The sequence below is a fragment of the candidate division KSB1 bacterium genome (assembly GCA_034506255.1).
In the GTDB taxonomy this organism is placed as follows: Bacteria; Zhuqueibacterota; Zhuqueibacteria; order Zhuqueibacterales; family Zhuqueibacteraceae; genus Coneutiohabitans; species Coneutiohabitans thermophilus.
In genome coordinates this window covers 470,485-493,661 of record JAPDPX010000005.1, presented here as the reverse complement: position 1 = coordinate 493,661, position 23,177 = coordinate 470,485, and the positions used below count along the sequence as shown (strand labels likewise).

The window sequence follows — 23,177 nt, the reverse complement described above, 5'->3', positions numbered from 1 at the left end:
ACTCAAAAGCCCTGACCATAGAGCATGGAAACATCGAGTCGAAGCTCCCAGTAGTTCACCTGCTGGCCTGCGAGCCGGTAGAAGTGAAAACTCTGGTCGAGCTTGATGGCGACTTGCGGAATGGGACGAAAAACCAGGCCGACGGTGGACTTGTCGAACACGCCGTCATCGGCCACGCCGGCTTCGTTGTCGCCGCCGAATTTCTTTTTGGCAATAACCTCGGGATTGCGGTAGTGGTCCCACTGCACATAAGGAGCAAACTCGCCCAGCCTCGTCTCCCGCGAAAGGCCGGCACGCACATACCAAGTGCTGATGCCAAAGTTGGCAAGGGGGTTGACATTTTCCGCGGTCGCACCCAAAGCCGGGTTTTTCAGGAAGCGCGCCAGTTGATTGGCATTGAGTTTGGCATTGTTGATCACAGTGAGGACGGCCTCGGGATCGCGGCGGGCGTGATGGGAGGCATGCCAATACTCGCTTTGCAGAGTGAGCGGGCCGCGATGCATCTCCAGGTAGCCACCAATCACGGAAAATTTATCCCCTGCCATCCACGGCAGGACGCCGCCGTGCGGCGGACCCTCGCCAACGGCCACATCGGGAGTGGTCTCGCCACCCGAGACGTAGCCGGAAACCCCGAGGGTGTAATCTCCGCCGCCAAATTTGTAGTGCAAGTCATAGCCCAGCGGGATCACCCCCTTGGCGGCGTCGCCCTCGCCATTGTCTGTTGAGATGCTGTAGTTGAGGTTACCGGCGGCAAGGCCAATGCTGCCGTAGAGCATCAACGCGGTGGTGCGCGAAAGCATGAGATGATCCGCATCGAACAATTCCGGGGGTTCGATGCCATAATAGGTCGGCACGGCATCGAGAATTTCATTGTACAGGCCGAATTTGCGGTAGACCTTGCCCATGCGGAGGTTGAGGGCCGCACTGGCGGAATACTCCGCCCAAAAGTTGTGCAAATCTACCAGGCCGCTGCCAACGGCATTGAGGTTAATGAAGGCCTTGAATTTGTCCGTAATCTGGTGCTGTACCAGCAAATCGAAGGAGGGGTAGAGGAATTCCGCCGGTGCATCTTCCTTGATGATGCCGTTGGCCGTGGCGCTCGGCTCGCCAAAAGTTTTTTCCAAGCGGCTGGCAAAATAGCCGTAGATATTCAACGAGTTGAGACTAAGCCCCGGCAAAGTTATCTCGCCGAAACCAAATTCTTCTTCTGTGGTGTCGGGGACAGTGGAGACGTTCCGGGTTGTTGTGCTGCCGGTTGCCGGAGACGGGTTGCCATTTGCTGCCAACAGGCCGGTATTCACAGCCACCAACCCAAGCCAGAACGCACCGATGAGGAAAGACACCGCATAAATGGTCTTCATGAGAGGAAAGCTCCTTCAACGAGGTACAAGTTGTGCTGACTGTGCCACGACTGACGCTGGCACGCAGCGAAATCGTTTTGATTCCACACGCCATTTCCGGGCGGCAGGGTTGTTCCGGTTGCCAGGCATTGCCCGGCTGGCACACCCCATCTGTCCCGCGCAACAGTGCTCACGTCCTTTGGGAGAACGTGTGACTGCATGCGGTCACTGCTTGTTCGATTCCGGCCGCATGGCATTCCCCAAAACCGCGCCGGCATCGGCGTCCAGCCTTCCAGCCGGGGGTGCATTTTGCTCGACGAGCAGGGCGATGCGGTCACGATGGCGCGTGGCGAGATTCAATTGCAAAACGGTTTTGAAAACTTTCATGGCTTTCTCATCCGTGCGGCCCATCAGCAGATACAGGTTCGCCAGATTGGTGTAGAACTTGGCGCGTTGTGGATGCCGCGCCAGCAAGTCTTCATAAAGGGCCACGGCCGCGGCATGATTGCCGCGTAAAAGCTGCAAGCGGGCCCGGCTTGCCGGCGAAAGCAGGATGACACCAAGAACGATCCCCACAAGCAACAGCACCCCGGCAAAATGGGCGGGGGTGAGCCCGCCGCCCGGCTCGGCCTGTGCGGCCCGCCGTGGCGTGCTGAGATGGAGATTGGTGCGGGCCTGCGCCAGGTAATCGACCACCTGCTGGTAATTGGGCGCCAGCGTTTGCACCTTCTCCAGGCAAAACACTGCTTGTGCCCAATCCTGCCGGTCGAAGGCTGCCATGCCGGCCTGATAAAGCGAATCGACTTGGGGCGAGGAAACCGCGGCGGTCGGCGCAGGCACAGTCACGCTTTGCCTGGGTTGCAGCGCGGCTTCGATTTCGGCGAGCAAGTGTGACGTGTCGCGATAACCGGGATTGATTTGCCGCACTTTTTCCAGTGCCGCCAGCGCCGCACCGAGATCATTGCGGCCGTATGCCGATACGCCCTCGGCATAGTAGCGCGCCGCCACCGACTCGCTGCTTTCGCGATCCAGCCCGTTTTGCGCCTCGCTCAGGCGTTTGCGGGCATCACGAAAATTGCGATCCAGCCGCAAAACTTCTTCGAAGGCGAGAATGGCGCGTGCCCAGTTGCGTGCTTTGAGCGCCGCCATGCCACTGGCATATTCGCGCTCGAGATTTTCGGTGAGCTGCTTTTGCTCCAGTTGCCGGCGCGCGTTCTCCAGTTGGGCCGCGACATCCTTGTAGCCGGGGGCCTGCTGCTGAATGTTCTCGTAAGCGGCCACCGCCAGTTCCCAGCGGCCATCGGCGACATAACGCCGCGCCTGGTCATACAGGGCAGCAACAGTGGTCTGCCGGGCTTCCGTCGTCAGCAGGGAGTCGATTAGCGCAAGCTTCGCCGTCACGTCCCGATAGCCCGTGTCCTTGGCCCGCAGTTGCTCCAGCAACGTCCGGGCTTCGGCATACCGGCGTGCGGCGAGCGCGCCCTCCGCGGCTTGATAGAGCCGCTGCATTTCCACTTCCCGCTCAATGGCATCGATCAGGGCCGTGAAGTCGGCCTGGTTCTCGCTGCTCAGACCGCGGCCCTCGCGCAATTCGGTCAGGGCCTCCTGATGGCGCCCCTGCTGCGCGAGCAACCGCCCCAGTTCCAACGCGATGCGGGCGCGCATGTCCGCGTTGGTGGTCAGGCGCCGGGCCTCGCGCCATGCCGTCTCGGCCTCCGCGGGCTTCTCCAGCCGGCGATAGGCGCCGGCCAGCTCATACAAAATCTGAAATCTTGTTTCATTCTTGACGCCCTCGCGTTTGATGATGGACGCGCGACGCAGATATTCCTCCGCCCGCCCCAAATCACCCCGACGCTTGTAGGTCACACCGAGATTGTACAAGGCCTCGACGAATTCAGGATCGAGCGTGATCGCCCGTTGATAGGCGGCGATCTTTTTTTGCGGATCCTGTTCCTTGAGGCCCGCCTGAAACCACGCCAGGGCTTCCGTCTGCTGTGATTGCGCGGACACCGTTGCCAGCGGCAGCCAGAGCAGCGCGCTGCTCGCCGCAGCAGCGAAGAGGGAAGTGATTTTCATGAAGCACCTCTGCAAGTGAATTGTCGCATTGCTTTTCGAGATGTTCCTCCCCGCTGGCGGCTTGGCTCACCCCCTGTTCCTGCCCGGCGGGTACCTGCCTCTGCATGCACCAAGCGCAGGGGGAAGAAGGACAAATGCCCGGTTTGTTGCTCACATCGCTCTTGAAATAAAAGACTGGGATTGACGTGGCGGTATCTTGATGTGTTGGCGTGGCCTCCCGCTCTGCCCTTCCGGCCAAGCTTGTAAAAGGCCTGGCAGGGTGGTGAAATTTCATAAAAGCGGGCAACAACACGAGCGTGACCCCACGCCTTTGGCCGGATGCCTCCTGCAATGACACCAGCAGGCAGGCACAGTCATCATACCAGCGAAGTCATGGTTCAGCCCAATGGTCAAGAGATGGACTGCTGCCACAAATCAGGAATTCCCACGGCAACCCTGGAGAACCATTGCGTGGGAGCGCAGCTTTCACAAGAGAAAGAGGGATCAGTTACAAGTATCTTCCCCGACAAAGGCCTCCATCACTTGAAGTCGCTGATCGTAATCAAAGCCATGAAATAACGTTTGCCCGCCCAAGCTTCGCTGGCGGAGCCGCGGTGTCTTCTAAGTGTTTATCGTGAAAACTTGGCAGGTTTTGAAGCAACAGGCGTGTTGCAGAGACATTCCTCCAAAGTCCGCTGTTGCCGGACGGAGACCCTCGAGCTTTTCAAATGATAAAACTTGTTGGGGTCCCCTGTGGCATTTTGCGGCTGCTGACCTCCATGATGATTTGTGGCTGTTAGTCAGCGGCTGACGCATGCTTAATACCAGCAAAAGTGAGGGTTGCGGAAGATAATGGCTGTGTTTGACAGCCTTGCGTGTACCATGCTGTGGCGGCCTTCAGCTCCAAATCAAGCTGGCGTGGCGCAGGCGTTCTTGACTTTGATGTGATGTTTGCGCTATTTCCCGACAGTCTGAACCGATTTCCATCCCAAAGCGCTTATTCAGCGTCTGGCTGAAAACGGACCACCCCCGGCTGAGCCGGGGTGACCGCAAAAGCCAGCGGCATGAAAAATTCGGTGCATTTAAAGCAACGGCCAAACCGTTGCAGGAACCGTCCTTGCAAAGTCAGCAATTTTAGACGGACTGTCAGTTACAACGTTAAGTTGGCACATCCTTCCCCAGAGGTCATAAGGTGGCAAAAAGAAGAGGTAAAATGCAGGTTGGAACCTTTGGGGCAAATCGGAAGCGAGTGGTGGACTTTCCGCAAAACTGTCATGGCTGACAACAAACGCAATGTCCAGGCGGGTTTGCCCGCCAAAATCATTTGGCTGATCGTGGTGGTGATCGTCATTATGATACCGGGCAAATGGTGGTTGGACCGCGAAGCGACCGACGCCGCACGCCAGACCAGGCCGGTTCCCGCGCCGCCGGTTGATTGGTCACAGGTTGACGCGGCCATCGTGGCGGTGTTGGCGCAGGCACGCACCGCCGCGGAAACCACGGCAACCCAAAAGCTCGAGGCCTGGAGTGACGATTTGATGTGGCGGGTGGATCATGATTTTCTCGATTGGTATTTCGGCTATTGGAACCAGCAGAAGCTCGCCCTGAAGGCGCTGGGCTACCGCGTGCTGCATTACATTTTTGCGAATGAGCCGGAAGCCGCGGCACGCCTCACGGAAGAAGTGCAGCAAGAGTTTGCGCAGCGTGTGTTGCGGCCGCAAATCGCGCAGTTGGAGCTGGAACGCATCACCACCGAGGTGTTGCAAGTGTACCTCAGCCGTCTGACCGCCGGGCTGGCCGGCATTCCGGCGGAATACAAAATTCCTGCGCCCGAGTGGGAACGTTACCTCAACGACATTGCGGTGCTGACCACGCAGACCGAAGGCAGTCGTGAAATTGCGCTGTCCCTCAAGGCCGCAACCGCCGTCTCGCTGACGGGCGGTGTGCTGCTGGCGCAAACCTTCCGCCCGACACTGCAAAGCCTCGGTAGCACAGTGTCGGGCAGGCTGGCAGGCAAAGCCGCCGGCGAAGCGGCCGCGGAGGTGGCGGTCAAAACCGGCGGCAAGGTGGCGGCCAGGAGCGGTGGCAAACTGCTGGGATTGATCGTGGGTTTCGGGATCATCATTTGGGAGGTGTGGGATCATCAGCAAACGGAAGCCAGCGAGCGGCCGAAATTACGGCAAACGATTGCGGACTATTTTGCCGAAGTCAACCACAGCCTGCTTTACGACCCGGAAACCGGCATCATGTCTCTCATTCACGGCATGGAGGCCAACATCGTGGCCTCGCTGCGCACGCAACCACCCGTTCCACAACTCTGATTCCTTCTCCCACAAAGTACCTGACCCGACAAGCGCAAAACGACTGCCGCGCAAAGCCGGAGCAGAACGCCCCGATCTTTTGCATGCGGCGGGGCGTTAAGCGATTGCCGGCATTTCGGCCGGGTGACTGCCTGCTTGCCGGCGACGCGGATTGCCCGGGGTGGGGTGTGCTGGTGGGGAAGAATGTCGTTCAGAAAATTTTCCAAACTCGGGGTGTTGTGCTTGCCAAGCCTTCCAATGGTGTCAAAATGCCGAGGCCTTTGATGCAACGGCCGGGCTGCCGCGGAACATTTTTGCCACCCGTTCAGGGTGATTTGTTGAATGGGCGTGCCAGGCAGAAGCTTGGCGCTCCGCAACTCGAATTCCAGCCCCGGCCAAGAGTAAGATACTTTTGCAGCAGACCCTTCAGGGTCGGTGCCTGAAGGCACGACTACGAAAGTTCATTTTCATCACGCGGACTGCCGCGCGCGACATGGCAAATTACCGCAACGATGCCTGCAGGCAGTCAAGAGGTCTGCGCTACGTTTTCATCACGATGAATATGCAAGCGCACACGGCAATGACCACAATTTTCAAGACACAGATTTGTGCAGATCACCGCAGACAAAGATCAGCGTGAACCCCGGGGGCGCCGCGTCCGGAGAATTTGGTGGTGGCTGCGTGCCGCGTTATCATTTACCCACACCGACGAGCATGAAATTCAAAAAGTTCATGCTTTCCAGAGGGACAAAAATTATCCGCCCGCTGGCGGACAAGATTCCATGCGCCCACCGGAGTATTGGCTGGCCACGCGCGGGGCTGTGAAGCTGCGCAGTCCGGTGGTGAGGGAGGGAGAGGTGAGGCGGGCGGTGTCACTCCCGCAGGCGTGGGGAAAGTTCTTTGAGGATCGTGTCCGGCTCGGGCGCCGGCGTCCCGTGGCCGTTGTGATGGGAGAATGTGACAAGGCTTGCGACCTTTCGGTCCTCAGCCGGCCCGGCAAGAGGGAATCCGCCGGCGCGCGCCGGTTTGTCGGGCTGACAATACGCGGAGAGGCGTTGCGTTTGCGCGCGGCGGCAAATGCGCCGGTCGCTCGCGACCCCTCTCATCGTTTTGGCCGTCCGTGCGGTTTCAGCCCAGCCGTTCCAGCATCGAATAAAGCTTGCGGCGGGTGATGCCGAGCAACTTGGCGGCGCGGCTCTTGTTGCCGCCGGCTTTCTCGATGGCACGATGCAGCAGCCGCCGCTCCATGTCTTCCAGATTGATGCCTTCCTCCGGAATGTCGAATGCCGTCGGCAGTTTCTGCACGCCCTGAATGTGCGGCGGCAGATCCGCAATGCTGATGGGCTGGCCGCCCGCCATGATGAGCGCGCGCTCGATGACGTTTTCCAGCTCGCGCACATTGCCCGGCCAGGAATACAGGCGCAGCTTCTCCATGGCCTCGGGCGTGATGGCGGCCGGTTTTCTGCCGGCCCGGGTGAGAAAATGGCCGACGAGATCGGGCAGATCCTCCAGGCGGCGGCGCAGCGCGGGAATCGTGATCGGGAAGACGTTGATGCGATAGTAGAAATCTTCGCGAATCATCCCGCTTTTCAAACCCGCTTCCAAATCGCGATTGGTGGCGGCAATGGTGCGGCTGCGAATGGTGATCGGCTCGGTGCCGCCGAGATGGATGATCTGGCGGTTTTGCAGTGCGCGCAGCAGCTTCACCTGAATTGCCGGGGAGATTTCGCCGATCTCGTCGAGAAAGATGGTGCCTTCCCCCGCCACTTCGAACAGGCCGGGCTTGCGCTTGTCGGCGCCGGTGAACGCGCCCTTTTCATAGCCGAACAATTCACTTTCCAGCAGATTCTCCGGCAGCGCCGCGCAGTTGATGGTCACAAACGGCTTGTCGGCGCGCGGGCTGAGATAGTGAATCGCCTGCGCCACCAATTCCTTGCCGGTGCCGCTTTCCCCGCGAATCAGCACCGTGGCATCGCTGGGTGCGACTTTGTGGATCATTTTGTAGACTTCCTGCATCGCCCCGCTCCTGCCGATCATGTTCTCCACGGAGTAACGCTGCCGCAGCTCGCGCTTGAGGCTGCGGTTCTCCTCCGCCAGCGCCCGGCTCGCGGCCAGGCGCCGGATTCTGAGCTTGAGTTCATCAAGCTCGAAGGGTTTGATGATGTAATCATACGCCCCGCGCTTCATCGCTTCGACTGCGGTCTGCGCGGTGGCGTAGGCGGTCATCAAAATCACGTCGCAGGCGGGGTGGCGTCTTTTGACGAAATCCAGCACCTGCAGGCCGTCCGGCCCCTCCATGCGCAGATCGGTCAAAACCAGATCAAAGGCGTGGGTGTCGAGCGCATTGATCGCCGCCGTGCCGCTGGTGGCGGTGGTCACGGCATACCCTTCCGGCTCCAGCGCCGCCTTGAGCACGGCGCACATGCGCGCCTCGTCGTCGACAATTAAAACACGATAGTCGTTCATACTGGACACGGGTTGGTGATCACGGCTTACGAATTCTCCGCCGGCAGCCAAATGTGCATGGTTGTTCCCCCGCCCTTTTCCGACTCTGCGGCCAGCCGGCCGTGATGTTTTTCGATGATTTGTTTGGCGACCGCCAGGCCCAGTCCGGCGCCCTGGGCTTTGGTGGTGAAAAACGGTTCGAAAATTTTCTCCGGCGGCGCCGGCAAACCCGGGCCGTTATCGTGGATCGTGAGATGAACCTGCTTTTTGCCGGGACGCAGGTCGTGCAACGTCACGGTAATGTTGCCCCTGCCCTCCATGGCTTGTGCGGCGTTCAGGAACAAATTCATCAACACCTGCATGATCGCGTCTTCGTCATGCGCCACCCTCACCGGTGCGGCTGGCGCGAAGTGCCAGGTCAGCCCCGCGCCCTGATCCTGATTGCGCGCCAGCGCGATGGCTTTTGCAATGGTCTGCGCCAAATCTCTGCGCACCAGCCGGAGTTCGCGGTCGCGCGCAAACGTCAGGAAGTCGGTGACCAGCCGGTTGAGGCGCCGCACCTCCGAGGGAATGAATTCGAACAGCTCATCCGCTAGCGCCGCCGGCGCATATTTCTGCCGCAATACTTCCGCCGTGTTTTTGATGATGCTCAGGGGATTGCGAATTTCATGGGCGACGGTCGCGGCCATCTGGCCCATCGCCGCCAGCCGCTCGGCGCGGCGGAGATTTTCCTGCGTGCGCAGGAACCAGGCAACCGCGCTCGCCAGCGCGGCCGCAAGTACGAGCAGCGCCGCCAGACTGAGCACGCCGATCCCAATCAGACCCCGCCGAAAGCGCACCAGCATATCGAAAAAATCGGCATTGGCTTCCACCACCAGGATGCAAAGCACGTCCCCCCCGGTGCTGGTGATGGGGGCATAAGCCGATTTGAAGCGCGATTCGCCAATGCGTCGCAGAGCGGAAATGCTCTCCCTGCCCGCCCAGGCCGCTGCCACCTCGGCGCTGTCCTCGCGCAGATAAGCCAGCTCCCGGCCGGGCGGAAACAACTCCGGATCACTGCTGGCCAGTATGCGCCAATGGCGATCGATGAGATACATCTGCTGCACCCCGATCGCCCCCGGCATGCGCTCGAGGATGGGTTGCGCCAGCAGGCGCGCGCTCAACTCCTGGGCGTGTTCGAGATAGCGGGCGAAGGCGCCACTCTCGACCAGCTCGGCACTCAAACGCGCCACAGCCCGCAGCCGCATGCCCAACTCCTGCTCCAGAGAGTCTTCCATGCGGTTGAGGAAAAACCAGCTCCCCAGATTCACGATCGCCAGCACCAGCACGATCATCCCGCTGACGAGAATGACCAGCGCGCGGGAGGATTTCATCAGAGAAAAAGGCATCGGTGTTTTCCATTGCCATGCGGCTGCGCCGGACAGCCCGGGGCAGTCACACGTCCATCACGCCGCGCGTTCTGCCGGCGGGCGCTGCTTGAGCGCCTGCCAAACCGCGGCGAGCACACGCGGTGGCAGCAGTTGCTTCTGGCAATCGAGGTGCTGCAGGGGACAAACGTTCTGGTGGCACGGCCGGCAAGCGATGGTGAAATCCAGGGCCAGATGGCCGTGGGTCGCGGCATAGGGAAACCAAATCTCCTTCTGGCTCGGGCCAAACAAACCCACGGTAGGCGTGCCCACCGCCACCGCGAGATGGAGAATGCCGCAATCATTGGAGACGAACGCCGAACAGCGCGCCAGCACCGCGGCGGTTTCGCGCAGCGACAGCACCGGCAAGACTTTGACGCCGGGCGCCTGTTGTTTGACCGCGGTGACGATTGGCCCCTCCTGCGGGCCCTGCGTGAGGATGACCTGCACCTCCGCCTGCAACAGCGCCTGCGCCACTTCGGCAAAATGGCTGGCGGGCCAGCGCTTGTTGGGCCAGCTTGCGCCCGGGTGCATGCCGACCAGCGGCCGGGCAGGATCAATCGCCTGCATCGCCAAAAAACTCTGTGCCCACAAACGCTCCTCCGGCACCAGAAAAACTTCCGTGCGCCTGTCACCCGGTGCAATACCCAGAATCTCCAGGCTGCGCAGATGAAAGGTGATGGCATCGGGATCGCCATTGGGCGGAGGCACACGATGGCTGTAGAGCTTGCCGCGGCCGCGGAAATCGCCACCCACCCGCACCGGCGCACCGGTGATCCAGCTCAATAATGCCGTGCGGGGATTGCCGAACAAATCGATGACCAGATCGAAGCGCCGGCGCCGCAAGCTGCGGTAGAAGTGCGCCTGCGCGGTGAGCGGGGCCTGTGGCGCGAAGGCCAGCACTTCGTCGAGATGCGGATTGTGCGCCAGCAACGGCGCATAAGCCGCCTCGGTCAAATAGACAATCTCAGCGGCGGGAAACACTTCACGCAAGCGACGCACCACCGGTGTGGTCAGCAGGACATCGCCGAGAAAGCGCAGCCGGCTCACCAAGATGCGCTGGATGCGGTGTGCCGGACCGGGTGCCGGGCCATCGCTGGTTTGCGGCAGGGATTGCAGCGAAGCATGCATGACGGTATTCCCGCTCCTGGTTCACTTTCCCGGCATCTCGAACACGCCGTCCCAATTCGAGGGCGGCGGCGCTTGCAGCAGGATCTCACAGCGCTGCAGCAGGGCGGTCGCCGGCCCGTCGTTTTTGCGCAAATGCAGCACGCGCCGGAACTCGGCGATGGCTTTCTGCCATTGCTGCTGCCGGTAAAATTCCAGGCCGCGGGCATAGTGCGTGAACGCGGCGGCGACTTCCTGGCCAATGCCCTGATCGCGTCGCGCGACCAACTCGTAGATTCTGACCGGCCGCTGCTTGCCCTTGACGCGAATGAAATCGAGCTCGCGCGCGATGACCCTGGTCTTCACCAGCTCGTGCGTCGCCTCGCTGATCAGGATGCTGGTGGCGTAGAGCTTGTTCACACCCTCCAGCCGCGAGGCGAGATTGACCGAATCGCCGATCACGGTGTAATCCGCGCGCTCGCGGCCGCCGATGTTGCCGGCAATCATCGCGCCGGAGTTGATGCCCATGCGAGCCTCCAGCAGGGGCCGTCGTTCCTTCCGCCATTGCTGGCGCAGCCGGATGAGCTGCTGCTGCATGTCGAGCGCGGCAAAACAGGCACGCACGGCATGATCCGGCTGATCCACCGGCACACCGAACACCGCCATGATCGCGTCGCCCTCGTATTTGTCGAGATAGCCGCCGTACTGCAGCACGATTTCGGTCATGGCGGAGAGATATTCATTCAACTGCCGGATCAGCGCCTCGGGCACGAGCTTTTCCGAAATGGCGGTGAAGTCCTTGATGTCCGAGAAAAAGGCTGTGGCCTGTTTGTGCTCGCCGCCCAGCCGCAGGCGCTCCGGATGGCGCAGCATCTCCCGCACGAAGATGTCGGAGAGGTAATTGCCGAACATGCCGTAGATCAGCTTTTTCTCGCGCTCCTCGTTGCGGTAGCGGAAGATCATCGCAAGCAGCAGCGCCAGCACCATCACCTGCACCGGCTCCACCAAGATGAACCAGCTCTGGCGCAGCACGAAGGCCCAGAAGCTGAACCAGGCATAGGCACAGCCGCACGCCAGCGTGAACAGGATGCTCATCCAGGGATTGAGCAGGAGGGCGATCACCCCTGCCAGCACGCCGACGATGGCGAGGGTGAGCAGCCGCGCGGGCAGAGACTGCTCGGCGAGAAAGTCCTGCGTCAGAATGTTGTGGATGATATTGGCGTGAATTTCCACGCCGGGAAAATCCGCCTGAAAAGGGACGACGCGCAAATCGTACAAGCCGGGTGCCGAGGTGCCGATCAACACGATTTTGCCGGTGAAGAAACCGGCAGGCAGGCGCCGTTCCAGCACGTCGACATAGGGCACGTAGCGAAAGCTGCCGAAACCGCCGGCATAGTTGATCAGCATGCGCCCCTTTTCGTCGATGGGGATGCGCAAGCCGGCGGCCAGCCGCACCTCGCGGCCGGGGAGCACGCGCACCTGATCGCGGGCTGTACCGGTCACTTGCATTACCACCGCGAGCGGCAGAGAGGGAAAAGTTCGTCCGGCGAAATTCATGAACAGCGGCATGCGGCGTATGGTGTCGTCGTCTTCGGGAAGAAAATTGGCAAACCCCAGGCGCGCGCTGTTGTTGTAAAGCGTGAACCACTCTCCTTCAAGGCGGTTCTGCTGCGGGAAATTTTGCCGGGCGTCGGCGGGCAGCGCGAGTGCGAAGCGCTCCGCCGCGAACGCTGCCGGCGGCTCGCGCATGGGATAGCGGAAACGATCCACGTCCGCGGCGGTGAACATCACGGCATTGACCACATTGGCCGCCTGCTGCACCTTTGCCGCAAAAATGCTGTCCGCCGCAGCCTCCGCCGGATTGTGATTGAGAAAGAGAATATCGAAGCACACCACCGCCGCGCCCTCGGCATGCAGATATTCCAATATGCGGGCGTGATGGCTGCGCGGCCATCGCGCGAAATTGCCGAGCTTCTCCTGACTGCGCTCATCGATGTCAATGATCACCACCTCCTCCAGGGGCGCCCCCCGGCGCCGCTCCTGCAAATGCTGGATGCGGGCGAGATAGCGCAGGTCGAGGGTCTCGGCCTCGAAGCGTTGCAAGATGCGGGCGGTGAACGGCAGCAGATGGCCGAGCATGAAAATCACGCTGGCGGCCAGCAAGCCCAGGCCGGCGCCGAGCAGCGTCCGTTGCCTGAGGGTGAGTTTGAGATTCATCGGATGAACTCGCCCGCGAAAACCATTTCCACCCGGCCGGTCAACCGCGGGCGGTGCGTCCCCGGTTCGAAATCAACCTCGAGCTCGCCGCCGCGCACCTGCAATGTGACCGGAAGGGTGGCGCCGCGCACGCGATGGGCAAGCCACGCGGCAGCCACGGCGCCGGTTCCACAGGCCAGGGTTTCCTCTTCCACGCCCCGCTCATAGGTGCGCAGCCTGAGTTGATTGGGCGCGCACACTTCCACGAAATTGACATTGGTGCCCGCCGGCGCAAACAGCGGATGGTGGCGCAACACCGGACCCCACTCGTGCACGGGGATCTGATCGACCTGTGCGACGAACACGACGTAATGGGGCACGCCGGTATTGACGAACCCGCCCTCGTGACACTGTGCCCGTGCCACGCCCGCCATGCCGGCCAGCGCGCCGACCTGCAGGCGGAGATCGCGCGGCGCCGGCATGTGCAAATGCACCCGTTCGCCCTCCACCGTGGCGCGATAGCGGGCGCCGCTGACCTCGAATTGCAGATCGGCCGGGGCAAGGCCATGCCGACAGGCGTGATAAGCACAGGCGCGCGCCCCATTGCCGCACATTTCGGATTCGCGGCCGTCGCGGTTGAAGTAGCGCATGGTAAAAGCGCAATCCGGCAGGCGGGGATTTTCCAGCAATAGAATGCCGTCGGCACCGATGCCGGTGTGGCGCCGGCACATCCGTTGAAACAATTCCTGCTCCGGCGGCTGCAGCCGGGAGGCGCGATTGTCGATCAGGATGAAATCGTTGCCGGTGGCAGAATATTTGATGAAGGGAAGCGATGCGGTCATGTGAATGAACCGAACTCAGGGCATGAATGCGCCGCCTCCGGCGCGGGGACGGCCCCGGCAGCCTGCGGACCGCCGCTCCGGAGAGTCAGGCTGGCGCTGGCGATTTCTCAACAAAAGGCGGGCGCAATATAAACAGGCAGCGAGAGAAAGTCAAAGCGTTTGCAGGCAAATTCTGCCGGCGTTTCTCCGCAATGCCGGCGCCGGGAAAATCCTGTTGACTCCCATGTTCATTTTCGAGATATTGCGCCGTCGTCGGTCACACCTGAGGTCAAATCATGAAATCTTCGTTGCGAGTTCTAGGTGCGGGTGCGGGGGTGGCTTTGCTGCTGTTGTACAGCTTTTGCACCCCGCACGAGCAACGCCAGGCTGTCCTGATGAAAGTCAAGTCGATTCGGGGCAGCATGGAATCTGGCGAGATGATTCTGATTCTGCAGGAGGAGCAGGGCGCTCGCATTCTGCCGCTGTCGGTGGGTGGCGATCAGGCGCTCGCCATTCATCTCGGCCATCAGCATGTTACCACGCCGCGGCCCATGACCCATGATTTGATGGCCAACATCTTCAAGTCCCTCGCCATTCGGGTGGAGCGCATCACCATCACCGACTTGAAGGAGGGAACATACTTTGCCGAGATCGTGCTGCAGAGCGGCGGCAAGACGCACCGCATCGATGCCCGCCCCAGCGATGCCATTGCACTCTCGCTGCGTGTTGGGGCACCGGTTTATGCCATGGCGGATCTGCTGCTCGATCACCAGCTCGAAGAGGAAGAGGAGGAGGACACCGGCGTGGCCATCTCGCATCCCGCTGCGGAAAAATGGGGCCTGTCGGTGCAGGAATTGACGCCGGCGCTCGCTGACTTTTTTGGCGAACGTGAGGGCATTTTGATTGCCGATGTCACGGCCGGCAGCCCGGCGGAACGCGGCGGGCTCACGGCCGGCGACATCTTGCGACGAATCGATCAGCAGCCGGTGCGCACCGTTGCAGATTTCCTTACTGCACTGGCCCGTCATGAGACATCCCAGGCGCCGTTGCCGTGCGAATATTGGCGGGACGGCCGCACACACACCACCACGCTGCATCCCTGAAGCGCACGCGCGAGGCTGCCTGTAAAACCTCGCCACAGCCATCTCCTTCGCGCAGATCACACCCCTACTCTTGTCCGTACAGAACCAGAGAGACCGCCCGGGCGGTATTGTTTCGGGACAGACAATTGGCGACGCAGATGCCCTTTCTGCCAACCAACCGGGCAGGAGGCCTGCGCTGCAAAACTTTCGCGGCCTGATCGCTTTCCCGGATGAATTCTCCAGTGCTGCCGGCTTTGCGAGCTCACTCCCAAAGCGAGGATACGAGGCTTCATTATATATGTGAATTTCGCATACCGGCTTGCTGTTCACCGGAAGAAATGCCGTGTTCACAAAGCGCCAACTGTTACTCCGTTCGAAGTCAGGCAAGACTTTTTTCGAATGTCGAGCGGTCCTGACTTCGAAAATTCGCCCATTTGCCAAAGGCAGTACGGCTTCTCTCCCACGAAAATGAACTCCCACGAAATGGCTTTTCCCGTGGGATTTCTGCTTTCGTGGGCGGAGTGTTTGTGTTTGATCCTGACACTGAGGGCGGAATCACTGTTGTGTTGCCTGAATTTTCCGTTGCCCGGAAAAAATGGCTTGTGTGAAGTGCCGCCTTATTGGAGTTAACAGCCCGTTTGCCTGCAAAATTTTTTTATACACCACCCCTTGGGTGGTTGGGCATCGCGATCAAAGTGGCGTTTCTCGCGGAAGGGATCAATCTGGGTGCAAAATTCAGGATATGCAGGTGTTTTTGCATCGCCGTGCTCAAAGAATCCACGCCGTCGCGATGATTTTTGGAGCAACTTGCCATGCCGTGCGCAGCATCCATCCGGATGAAAATGTTGTGCAGACCTCTTGTCCAATGCTGCCAACTTTTGCGAAGCGATAAAATCCAAAAGCCAAAACACGCAAGGCCGCGAGGCCGCAGGGTTTCGCAAAGCACAATCGTTCCGCCACGATTTGACCGTGGCTTTATCTTGTGATCCTGCGGATGCGCTCTGCAGGAATGCCTCGGCCAAGCCGTGATAGATCAAAAAAGGGACTGCACTGTCACCGCGAAGATTTTTGAACCATGCAACCCACCAGGAGCACGAGGGAAGACCTGGTGGCCTGTGTGATTTTTGCGGTGCTGAGACTTGTTGCCATTGCTGCAGAAAAACTATTGCACTGTAAACGTGAATTCTGTAGTCCCACGCCCCTCGCGGGCGACTGTTCAAAGAATTTTTGCCACTTCAGCAGCGACCCGCAAGGGGTCGTGGCTACAAGATTAACGTAACAATGCATATTTGTGTGAGAGTTTTTTGCTTTGTTTGAAAAATTGGTGCCATTGGGCCGACAGCCTGCGCTCCGGCCTTATTATGACAATACTACAGTACTACAGTGCCTGCCGGCTGATTTCATTGCGGCAGCGTTCCTGCGGCATTGCCACATCCCAGCGCATGTCTCCGTCAGGCGGCAAATGCTGCTCGCAGTGAACTGCGGCATGAGCGTGAGGCGGCAAATTGACTGTTCGACCTGGCTGAGTCTCAGCGGGAAACATTGTATCAGGGGGAAACATGCGGCCTGTGAAGGGCTGTTGTTTGACGGGGCCGGCGTGACAGGCTGGCGGGACAACTGCTTGTTTAATCGTGGGAACTGGCAAGCCGGACGGCTGTCTTATAGGCATAACGTTTGCTAAAATGGAGCGCATTGCGATCAAATCATCGAAGGCCGTCGGAGACGGTCTTTGGGCAAATCCACTGGCACTGTTCACGCAACTTTGAGACGCATCAGATGGACTCCAAAAAACTTTCCTACCTAATCCCGAGGATTGTGAGAGGTGGATACTCCCAAGGGGAGCTGGTCGAATTCATCAATCTCGTCCAGAAGATTTCGCTGAGCTACTTGAAGTATCAAGAGGTGATCGGCAAGCACATTCGGTGGGAACGCCGGCGCAAGAGCGGCGAGCTTGATGATCTTGCAATTGATTGCGTGGCGGGCTTGTTCATGCGCAACGAGAACAATGAATTTGTGCAGTTGCGCCGTTACTTCGGTCCCTATCTCGATGCCCAGGAGAATCCCAACGACGTCGAGTTGCTGATCATGCTGCGACGATTGGTGATCAAGAAGACCAAGCAGGAGTTGTCGCGCATCTTCAAAGAGCGTGATCCGGAAGGTGCCAAGATCATTCGCAACATACGCGTGGCCGTCAAGAACGCGAGCGACCTGGGGACGTTTCGCGAAATGGGCCGCGAATACATTTTCCTGAAGCGTGCCCGCAGCGGCCGCCACGCTGCTTCGGCAACCAGCATCAGCGCGGGTGAAGCCCAGGCGGAGCCCGTGGCGACGGTTGCCAATTTCACCAAGGAAGATCTGCAGTATCTGCGCAAAGCCAAGCCCAGCATTCCGGAGAAGGCCTTGAAAAACCAATACCTCGATCTCTACACCCCCAAAGATCACGTCTCCACCACCATTCGCAAAATGTTGTCGGTGGTGACAACGGATGAGCGCTATCAGAATTTCCTGCCCACCGATGTGGTGGCGCGTCTCATTCGCCACACCAACCTGGAAGTGGTGCGCAATCGGCTCATCGCGCAGATTGATGACCTGTCACCCCTGGACTATGTGCGGTTGAAGGAAATTGAACAAGCTAAACAGAAGGTGTTGCAGCGCGTTCGCCACAAGATACAGAACCAATACGTCGCCAGTGCCAAGATTTCCGAGGAAAAGGGTGAGATTTACTATCGCACACTGGCGGATGTGCTCGAGGATATTACCCACAGCAAGAAGATCGAGTCCTACTTCCGCCATTTGCGCAAATACATGCCGGATCTCACGCAGCGGCGCTATCGTCAGGAAGAGCGGACGATCTTCGAGTACTTGGGCAAATTGACCAAGAAATGGTTCCGAGAGTATTTGAAGGAACTGCTGTAAGCTCTTGCTTCACAAGCGGACGGTGTCCTGCCATTTTTCGGCAATCGTGCGGAAATAGTTTTTCCGTGAATAAGGGCTTTTGTCAGTATAGAGAGAGTACGAAATTGAAAGATCGGCGTTCGCGAGTGAGACAGTCGGTCGCCGCGCCGATGGACAAAACCCGAACCCCCCTTTTCTTGTGTCAGGACGGCAAGCGCAGGGAAAGGCGAATCTTCACAACGGAAACATGAAGAAAAACGATCATTGCCAGTGGAACAGGATCCCCTGTCTGCGCGGGGCGATCAGGGAAGCGTGCCTGGACGCCGAGTCGCTGGAATTCGTACTCCTCAATGCCTCCTACAACCGTGACTTGTACGACACGTTCGAGGAGCATTTTTTGACTTGCGAGCGTTGCCGGCGCCGCATTCGTGCGCTGCAGACCTATTACCGCATACTGGAGGCCGAATTGCGCCGGCCGATCTCTCCCCAGGTCGTGCAGATGGCTCGCAAGCTGGCCGAACCGGTCGAATAACTCGCGGACATTCCGGACCCGGGCCCGGCGGCCCGGGTCCTTGCTCGCCTTCCGGTGAACCGTCACAGGTGCACTTGGGCTCCTTTCCGCATTTCATCCCGTGCATGCCATCGCGCCTGCCGGGCCGCGGGCCATCATTCCTTCCCGGGCTTGCAGGCCATCCTTTCATCACCAGAAAAAAACTTGACAGGGGTGCCGATTTCCAGTATATTCGAACGCTTTTTCGATCATCTCAAATGATGATTTTGAATAGTGTTGCGCCTCGAGCAAGCGCTGGCGTTCGGCAACCAAGAATTTGGCTGGGTGGGGCACCGGCGCCACGGAGCGCCAGCAGCGGTGACACCATTCGGACCTCATACCCAAACGACCGGCGGCAACCGCAAAAAGCGGGTTGCGGCAGGTCAAACTCAACACGTGGCGGACTTCTTTGATCAGATCCTGTTCTCCGCGCGGTCGCGCCGCGCGGGTGAACCGCATGAGGCTCAGAATTCCCCCAAGGCGAACCAGTGGTGCGCTTCATGGATAATCCAACCATTCTTGTTGCGGACGGTGACCCCAAGAATCTTCAGATCCTGCGCGAAAACCTCGAGGCGGCGGGCTTCGAGGTGATTGTTGCGTCCGACGGTCTGCAAGCCTGGCAGAAAATTTCCTCCAGCGTGCCGGATCTCATCCTCTCCGAAGTCAACCTGCCCAAGCTCGACGGCTTTCAATTATTGGAAAAACTCAAAGCCGACCCGGTGACTTCCTCCATCCCGCTGATGTTTCTCACCAACCGCCGGGAATTGCAGGATCGTGTGCGCAGCTTGCGTGGCGGCGTGAAAGACTACATGATCAAGCCCCTGCACATCAAGGAGGTGCTGGCCCGCATTCGCATGATCCTGCGGCGCATGGAGCGCATCAAAGAGGAAGAAGCCGAACCCGCCAAAAAACTGGTCGGCCGGCTGGAAGAATTCAGCCCGGTGGACCTGATCGAAAGCTTCGGCGTCGAGCGCAAGACCGGCGTGCTCACCCTGCACAATGAAAACAACCGCAGCGGGGAAATTTATTTTCGTGACGGCGCCGTGGTCAATGCCTCGCTCGGCAATCTCAAGGCTGAAAAGGCCGTCTATCAAATGCTGCCCTGGAAGCGCGGTCACTTCACCATGGTGTTCAAAGACATCGTGGTGCCCGATGAAATCTCGGTCAGCAATCTCGGCCTGCTGCTGCAGGGCTTCAAACGCATGGAAGAGCGCGAGCGGCTGTTCAAGCTCCTGCCCTCGCCGGAAACCACCTTCGTCATCACCGAAACCTTCCGCGCCATTCTGCAGAAGCGCGAGCTGACCACCGAGGTGGCCCGCTTCATCAGCCTGATCGACGGCCGCCGGGATATTCTGCAGATCATCGACGAGAGCACCTACGACGACATCAAAACTCTCGAGCGGCTGGTGAAGCTCTATCAACAAGGCTTCATCAAGCCCGCGAAAAGCACCCTCACCTCTGAAGACGAAGAGCGCGATCTCTCGGCCAATCTTGCGGAGCCGCCCATTTTGCAGCGTCTTGCCGTTGAGCCGCAGCCCCCCACCAGCTTTCGGGTCACGGCCGTGCGCGGCGAAAAGGCAACCCCCAAGCCGGCGCCAGAGCCAACATCGCCCACCCCGGTCCGGCCGGCGCCGCTGCCCCGGCAACCCGAACCGCCGCCGCCCGTTGCGCCTGCAGCGGAAGAGAACAAGTTTGCGCCCGGGCAGGAACCGGAGGAGCCGGCGGAAGTCTCGCATGTTCCGCCTGTAGAGGCCGGCGAGACCCAGAGCTTCAAATTCCCCGAACCCGAGAGTGCGCCGCCGGAAGAAGACATCGATCTCACTGATGATTCGGAACTGTCGAGTTTACCGAGCTTTTGGCATGAGCACGCGGATGAAATTTGGGGAGCGCCGCACGCCGGCAACGGCAGCGACAATGCCATGATCGAGATTCAGGAAGAGCAGGGCGAGGAACCCGCGGCGGCCGGGCAGGGCCGCACGGCAGCAGGCGAGCCGGATACGCGGATGCGGGAGTCGCGGCCGCCGGCAATCATCGGGAAGGAAGTAGTCGGCGGGGGAGAACCCGAAATGCAACCGGTTGATCTCGATCAAATCATGTCGCAACCGACGGAGGTGTCTGCTTTCCTGCGCGACGAGTTTCAGAGCGAGAGTGCACCGCCGGCAGAGTTACCGGTTTCACAACTCCGGACGCAACCGGGAGCGGAATTCCTGCCACCATCCGTTGCGGCGGATGACACAACACCTGAGCCTCACCAGCCGTTGGCCGCCAGCCCGAGTGCGCCAATTACGGCTTCTGCTCCGCTGCCGGCAGCCGGACCGCAAACAGCTCCCGAACTGCCGGCCAAACCGCAAGCGACATCAGCCACAAAAGCCGGCGTCACTGCGCCCGTGACGGCAGCAACGCCTTCAACCGTCACATCGCCCGCGCCGTCTTCTGCACCCGCGCCGGCGGCGGGCGAGGAAGCGTCTGTCCACCGCATCACACAGGCACTGATGCGTTTGTGTGCTGCACGCGGTATCGCCAAACCCAGGCTGGTGGTGATCGGCCATGCCTCCGGCTCTCTTTCGGCAATGGTGGGGCATTTGCTCGGCCCGCAGGCAAGTGTGCGCAAGATTGAAAACCCCACGTTTCGGCATCTGGAAATCGGCGAGCGCATCTTGGAGAATGGCGCGCCGCTCGAAGTGATCGGCGTCTCGATGGAGCAGCAATTCACCCAGCTTTTGCAAGCGGTGGCACGCGATTTGGTGGGCTATATTTTGCTGCTGCAGGCGAATCGTCGCGACGATTTGAGTTATTTCGGCTATCTGCTGAAGGTGTTGAAAAGTGGTTATCGACTCCCGTTTGGCATTGCTGTTCTGAGGGAAAATGGCCAGCAAAGCCCGGCAACCGCGACCGTGCGGGATTTGGTGAATGCGGAGCCGTCCGACTACCTGCTTGACTGTAACCCTTCCGATGCAGCCACGGTGGCGGCGTTCCTGGAAGGCCTGGCAAGCGACGCCAATCTCACGCGCTGGTAGCATCCGGTTTCGCGTGATGACGCCTTTTGCCATATCCGTCGCCATCCGCAGCCTGACCTGCGTTCGCCCCGGGAGTGAACGGTGAGCGCAGGCACCGCCCCGAAGTCTCGCCCCCACCGCAGTTCCTGCTGCAGCATGTAAAGCGTTTTTGGAATTGCGCAGCCGCAGGAAACGCGGCTGTACCGGATGGATGCACGCATGTCACCATGGATCGAAAAAGAATATTGATCAACGAGAAAGAGCCGCGCGAAGTGGCGGATCTGCGCAAGGCCCTGGTGGCCACCGGCTATGATGTGCGCATGGCGGAGAGCTCGGCACAGACTCTGGAATTGATCGCCAGCTTCAAGCCCAACCTGCTGATCTCGGAGGTGCGCATGCCGGTGATGGACGGCCCCCATTTGCTGCAGGAGGTGCGCAACCGGCCGGCAACCCGGGCGTTGCTCTTCGTGATGATCGGCAAACTGCGCACCGTCGAAGAGCGGGTCGGCATTTTGAAGCTGCCGATCGACGATTATCTGCAAAAGCCGCTCGACATCGACGAGGCCGTGGTGCGCATCGACAATCTCATCAAGGAAATTGAGCTGCTCTCGGCCTCCTCGCAGCCGCGCTGGCGCGGCTTCAATGGCCACTTGAGTGAGATGAATCTGGTGGACTTGCTGCAAACCATCGAAGTCGGCAAGAAAACCTGTGTGCTGAAATTGCGCGCCCACGAAAAAGAGGGCCAGGTCTTTGTCACCGAAGGCCAGGTGATAGACGCCGAGCTGGGTGGCCTGGAGGCACGCCGGGCGCTGCTGCGCATGTTCACCTGGAGCGAGGGCACCTTTCAGGTCGAGCTGCGGCCGCATGAGCGCACCCGCATGCTCACCATTGCCAATCGCGATTTGATTTCCGAAGGCCTGACCCGGCAGCACCGCTGGCGGCAATTGACCGCGCAACTGCCGCCACTGCACACCCAGGTCATGCTGGCACCCTCTCCCGCCCCGGCTGCCAACGAAGAAGAGCAGGCCTTGTTCAAGCTGCTGGAAAACGGCGTGGCCAAACGCCTGCTGGACCTGGTGGAGGAAAACTCTGCCGACGACTTGCGCACGCTCACGGTTTGCAAAAAGCTCTTTGAGCGCGGCGCGATTCAAGCCGTGCAGGTGCCCAGCGCCAGCCAAAACGGCGAATCAACGCAATGGCTCAAACGCTTGCAAGACGAGGGACAAACCCGCAGCGCCTCCCCGGTGGACGCGCTGTTCAAGGCCATCGTCAAGCCGGTGGCGAACGCCACGGTGCCACATGAACGGCGGCGTGCCGACCGCCGCCAGCAGGCGGGACGCCGGCAGTATGACCGCCGCAACGGCCTGGTGCGCAAGCTTTATCTCAACAAAAGCGAGCTGCTCATGATTCGCGCAAAATTGTCGCACTAATCCTGCCGGAGGCAGGTGTGCCACTCATTTCAGGAAACCCATGCGCATCGGTGAAATCGTCGTCATTGGAGCCAACGCCAACGAAAAGCAGCGTTTTCTCGCCGCCCTCTCGGATGAGTTGGCCCTGACTACTCCCGACTTCAGCTTCGGGCGGCTCACCATCAACAACCAGCTCCTGTTGCATCTCTACGGCATCACCCTCCATCCGGAGGCCGGGCCGCTCGCCTGGGATTTGCTTGGCGCCAAAATACTGGGAGGCATCGTCCTTTTCTCCTGGCAGGATTTGGCCTCCTTCGAGCTGGTCAAGCCGGTGATTGACCAACTCACCACGCACTTCCGCACGGCGGTGGTGGTGGCGGCGCATCTCGACAAGGAAAGCATGCCGGATTCCGAATTGTTTCGCAACGGCGGCATCACCCTGACGCCGGACGGGCGCTTCACCTTCTGTGACGTCGACGACAGCGAAAGCGCCCGGCGGGTGCTGCTCTCGCTGATCGATCTTTTGATCGAACGGAGTGATTGAGCGGGTCCCCCAGGCCGCGCTCCCGCCCAGG

Annotated in this window: 14 protein-coding genes; 7 read left to right on the top strand and 7 right to left on the bottom strand. The window is 59.9% G+C overall.

Annotation, left to right across the window (positions count from 1 at the left end; genetic code table 11):
• Positions 1-2 precede the first annotated feature (2 nt).
• Both ONB52_12845 and ONB52_12840 read right to left on the bottom strand, forming a co-directional pair.
• The gene (locus tag ONB52_12845; protein MDZ7417026.1) at positions 3-1,361 is read right to left on the bottom strand and encodes a hypothetical protein; all 1,359 of its coding nucleotides are present in this window, start codon (positions 1,359-1,361) and stop codon (positions 3-5) included.
• 204 nt (positions 1,362-1,565) lie between these two features.
• The gene (locus tag ONB52_12840) at positions 1,566-3,416 is read right to left on the bottom strand and encodes a tetratricopeptide repeat protein (protein ID MDZ7417025.1); all 1,851 of its coding nucleotides are present in this window, start codon (positions 3,414-3,416) and stop codon (positions 1,566-1,568) included.
• Positions 3,417-4,669: 1,253 nt separating this feature from the next.
• Here ONB52_12840 and ONB52_12835 point away from each other — a divergent pair.
• Positions 4,670-5,716 carry a hypothetical protein gene (locus ONB52_12835; GenBank protein MDZ7417024.1) on the top strand — a complete coding sequence of 349 codons (1,047 nt, stop codon included), beginning with the start codon at positions 4,670-4,672 and terminating at the stop codon, positions 5,714-5,716.
• Positions 5,717-6,823: 1,107 nt separating this feature from the next.
• On the opposite strand, the gene ONB52_12830 is transcribed toward ONB52_12835, so the two are convergent.
• Genes ONB52_12830 through dapF form a run of 5 tightly spaced genes read right to left on the bottom strand, consistent with a single transcriptional unit; the run spans position 6,824 to position 13,691 of the window.
• Positions 6,824-8,161, bottom strand: coding sequence for a sigma-54 dependent transcriptional regulator (locus tag ONB52_12830; GenBank protein MDZ7417023.1), 1,338 nt, complete (start codon positions 8,159-8,161; stop codon positions 6,824-6,826).
• A gap of 26 nt (positions 8,162-8,187) precedes the next feature.
• The gene (locus tag ONB52_12825) at positions 8,188-9,528 is read right to left on the bottom strand and encodes an ATP-binding protein (protein MDZ7417022.1); all 1,341 of its coding nucleotides are present in this window, start codon (positions 9,526-9,528) and stop codon (positions 8,188-8,190) included.
• A gap of 57 nt (positions 9,529-9,585) precedes the next feature.
• Positions 9,586-10,677 (bottom strand): glycosyltransferase family 9 protein, encoded by a 1,092-nt coding sequence (locus ONB52_12820; protein ID MDZ7417021.1) that lies wholly within the window; start codon positions 10,675-10,677, stop codon positions 9,586-9,588.
• Between the two features lie 21 nt (positions 10,678-10,698).
• Complete coding sequence (locus ONB52_12815) at positions 10,699-12,870, bottom strand: adenylate/guanylate cyclase domain-containing protein (protein ID MDZ7417020.1); 2,172 nt, start codon at positions 12,868-12,870, stop codon at positions 10,699-10,701.
• Positions 12,867-13,691 (bottom strand): diaminopimelate epimerase, encoded by an 825-nt coding sequence (gene dapF, locus ONB52_12810; protein MDZ7417019.1) that lies wholly within the window; start codon positions 13,689-13,691, stop codon positions 12,867-12,869. Before dapF ends, ONB52_12815 begins: the two co-directional genes overlap by 4 nt.
• Before the next feature lie 275 nt (positions 13,692-13,966).
• Here dapF and ONB52_12805 point away from each other — a divergent pair, with 275 nt between their 5' ends.
• From ONB52_12805 to ONB52_12780, 6 genes are all read left to right on the top strand, one after another.
• Complete coding sequence (locus tag ONB52_12805; GenBank protein ID MDZ7417018.1) at positions 13,967-14,773, top strand: DUF151 domain-containing protein; 807 nt, start codon at positions 13,967-13,969, stop codon at positions 14,771-14,773.
• 1,755 nt (positions 14,774-16,528) lie between these two features.
• Positions 16,529-17,668, top strand: coding sequence for a hypothetical protein (locus tag ONB52_12800; GenBank protein MDZ7417017.1), 1,140 nt, complete (start codon positions 16,529-16,531; stop codon positions 17,666-17,668).
• Between the two features lie 226 nt (positions 17,669-17,894).
• Positions 17,895-18,179, top strand: a complete 285-nt coding sequence (locus tag ONB52_12795; GenBank protein ID MDZ7417016.1) for a hypothetical protein — start codon at positions 17,895-17,897, stop codon at positions 18,177-18,179.
• Positions 18,180-18,697: 518 nt separating this feature from the next.
• Positions 18,698-21,214: a response regulator gene (locus tag ONB52_12790; protein MDZ7417015.1), complete on the top strand. Its 2,517-nt coding sequence runs from the start codon at positions 18,698-18,700 to the stop codon at positions 21,212-21,214.
• Between the two features lie 206 nt (positions 21,215-21,420).
• Positions 21,421-22,623 carry a response regulator gene (locus tag ONB52_12785; GenBank protein MDZ7417014.1) on the top strand — a complete coding sequence of 401 codons (1,203 nt, stop codon included), beginning with the start codon at positions 21,421-21,423 and terminating at the stop codon, positions 22,621-22,623.
• Positions 22,624-22,663: 40 nt separating this feature from the next.
• Entirely contained in the window at positions 22,664-23,146 is a 483-nt protein-coding gene (locus ONB52_12780; GenBank protein MDZ7417013.1) for a hypothetical protein, read from the top strand.
• The last annotated feature ends 31 nt before the right edge of the window (positions 23,147-23,177 follow it).

Excerpts from the sequence above, each read along its gene's own strand:
- ONB52_12845 (MDZ7417026.1), bottom strand. The coding sequence starts at position 1,361 with ATGAAGACCATTTATGCGGTGTCTTTCCTCATCGGTGCGTTCTGGCTT.
- ONB52_12840 (MDZ7417025.1), bottom strand. The coding sequence starts at position 3,416 with ATGAAAATCACTTCCCTCTTCGCTGCTGCGGCGAGCAGCGCGCTGCTC.
- ONB52_12835 (MDZ7417024.1), top strand. The coding sequence starts at position 4,670 with ATGGCTGACAACAAACGCAATGTCCAGGCGGGTTTGCCCGCCAAAATC.
- ONB52_12830 (MDZ7417023.1), bottom strand. The coding sequence starts at position 8,161 with ATGAACGACTATCGTGTTTTAATTGTCGACGACGAGGCGCGCATGTGC.
- ONB52_12825 (MDZ7417022.1), bottom strand. The coding sequence starts at position 9,528 with ATGCCTTTTTCTCTGATGAAATCCTCCCGCGCGCTGGTCATTCTCGTC.
- ONB52_12820 (MDZ7417021.1), bottom strand. The coding sequence starts at position 10,677 with ATGCATGCTTCGCTGCAATCCCTGCCGCAAACCAGCGATGGCCCGGCA.
- ONB52_12815 (MDZ7417020.1), bottom strand. The coding sequence starts at position 12,870 with ATGAATCTCAAACTCACCCTCAGGCAACGGACGCTGCTCGGCGCCGGC.
- dapF (MDZ7417019.1), bottom strand. The coding sequence starts at position 13,691 with ATGACCGCATCGCTTCCCTTCATCAAATATTCTGCCACCGGCAACGAT.
- ONB52_12805 (MDZ7417018.1), top strand. The coding sequence starts at position 13,967 with ATGAAATCTTCGTTGCGAGTTCTAGGTGCGGGTGCGGGGGTGGCTTTG.
- ONB52_12800 (MDZ7417017.1), top strand. The coding sequence starts at position 16,529 with ATGGACTCCAAAAAACTTTCCTACCTAATCCCGAGGATTGTGAGAGGT.
- ONB52_12795 (MDZ7417016.1), top strand. The coding sequence starts at position 17,895 with ATGAAGAAAAACGATCATTGCCAGTGGAACAGGATCCCCTGTCTGCGC.
- ONB52_12790 (MDZ7417015.1), top strand. The coding sequence starts at position 18,698 with ATGGATAATCCAACCATTCTTGTTGCGGACGGTGACCCCAAGAATCTT.
- ONB52_12785 (MDZ7417014.1), top strand. The coding sequence starts at position 21,421 with ATGGATCGAAAAAGAATATTGATCAACGAGAAAGAGCCGCGCGAAGTG.
- ONB52_12780 (MDZ7417013.1), top strand. The coding sequence starts at position 22,664 with ATGCGCATCGGTGAAATCGTCGTCATTGGAGCCAACGCCAACGAAAAG.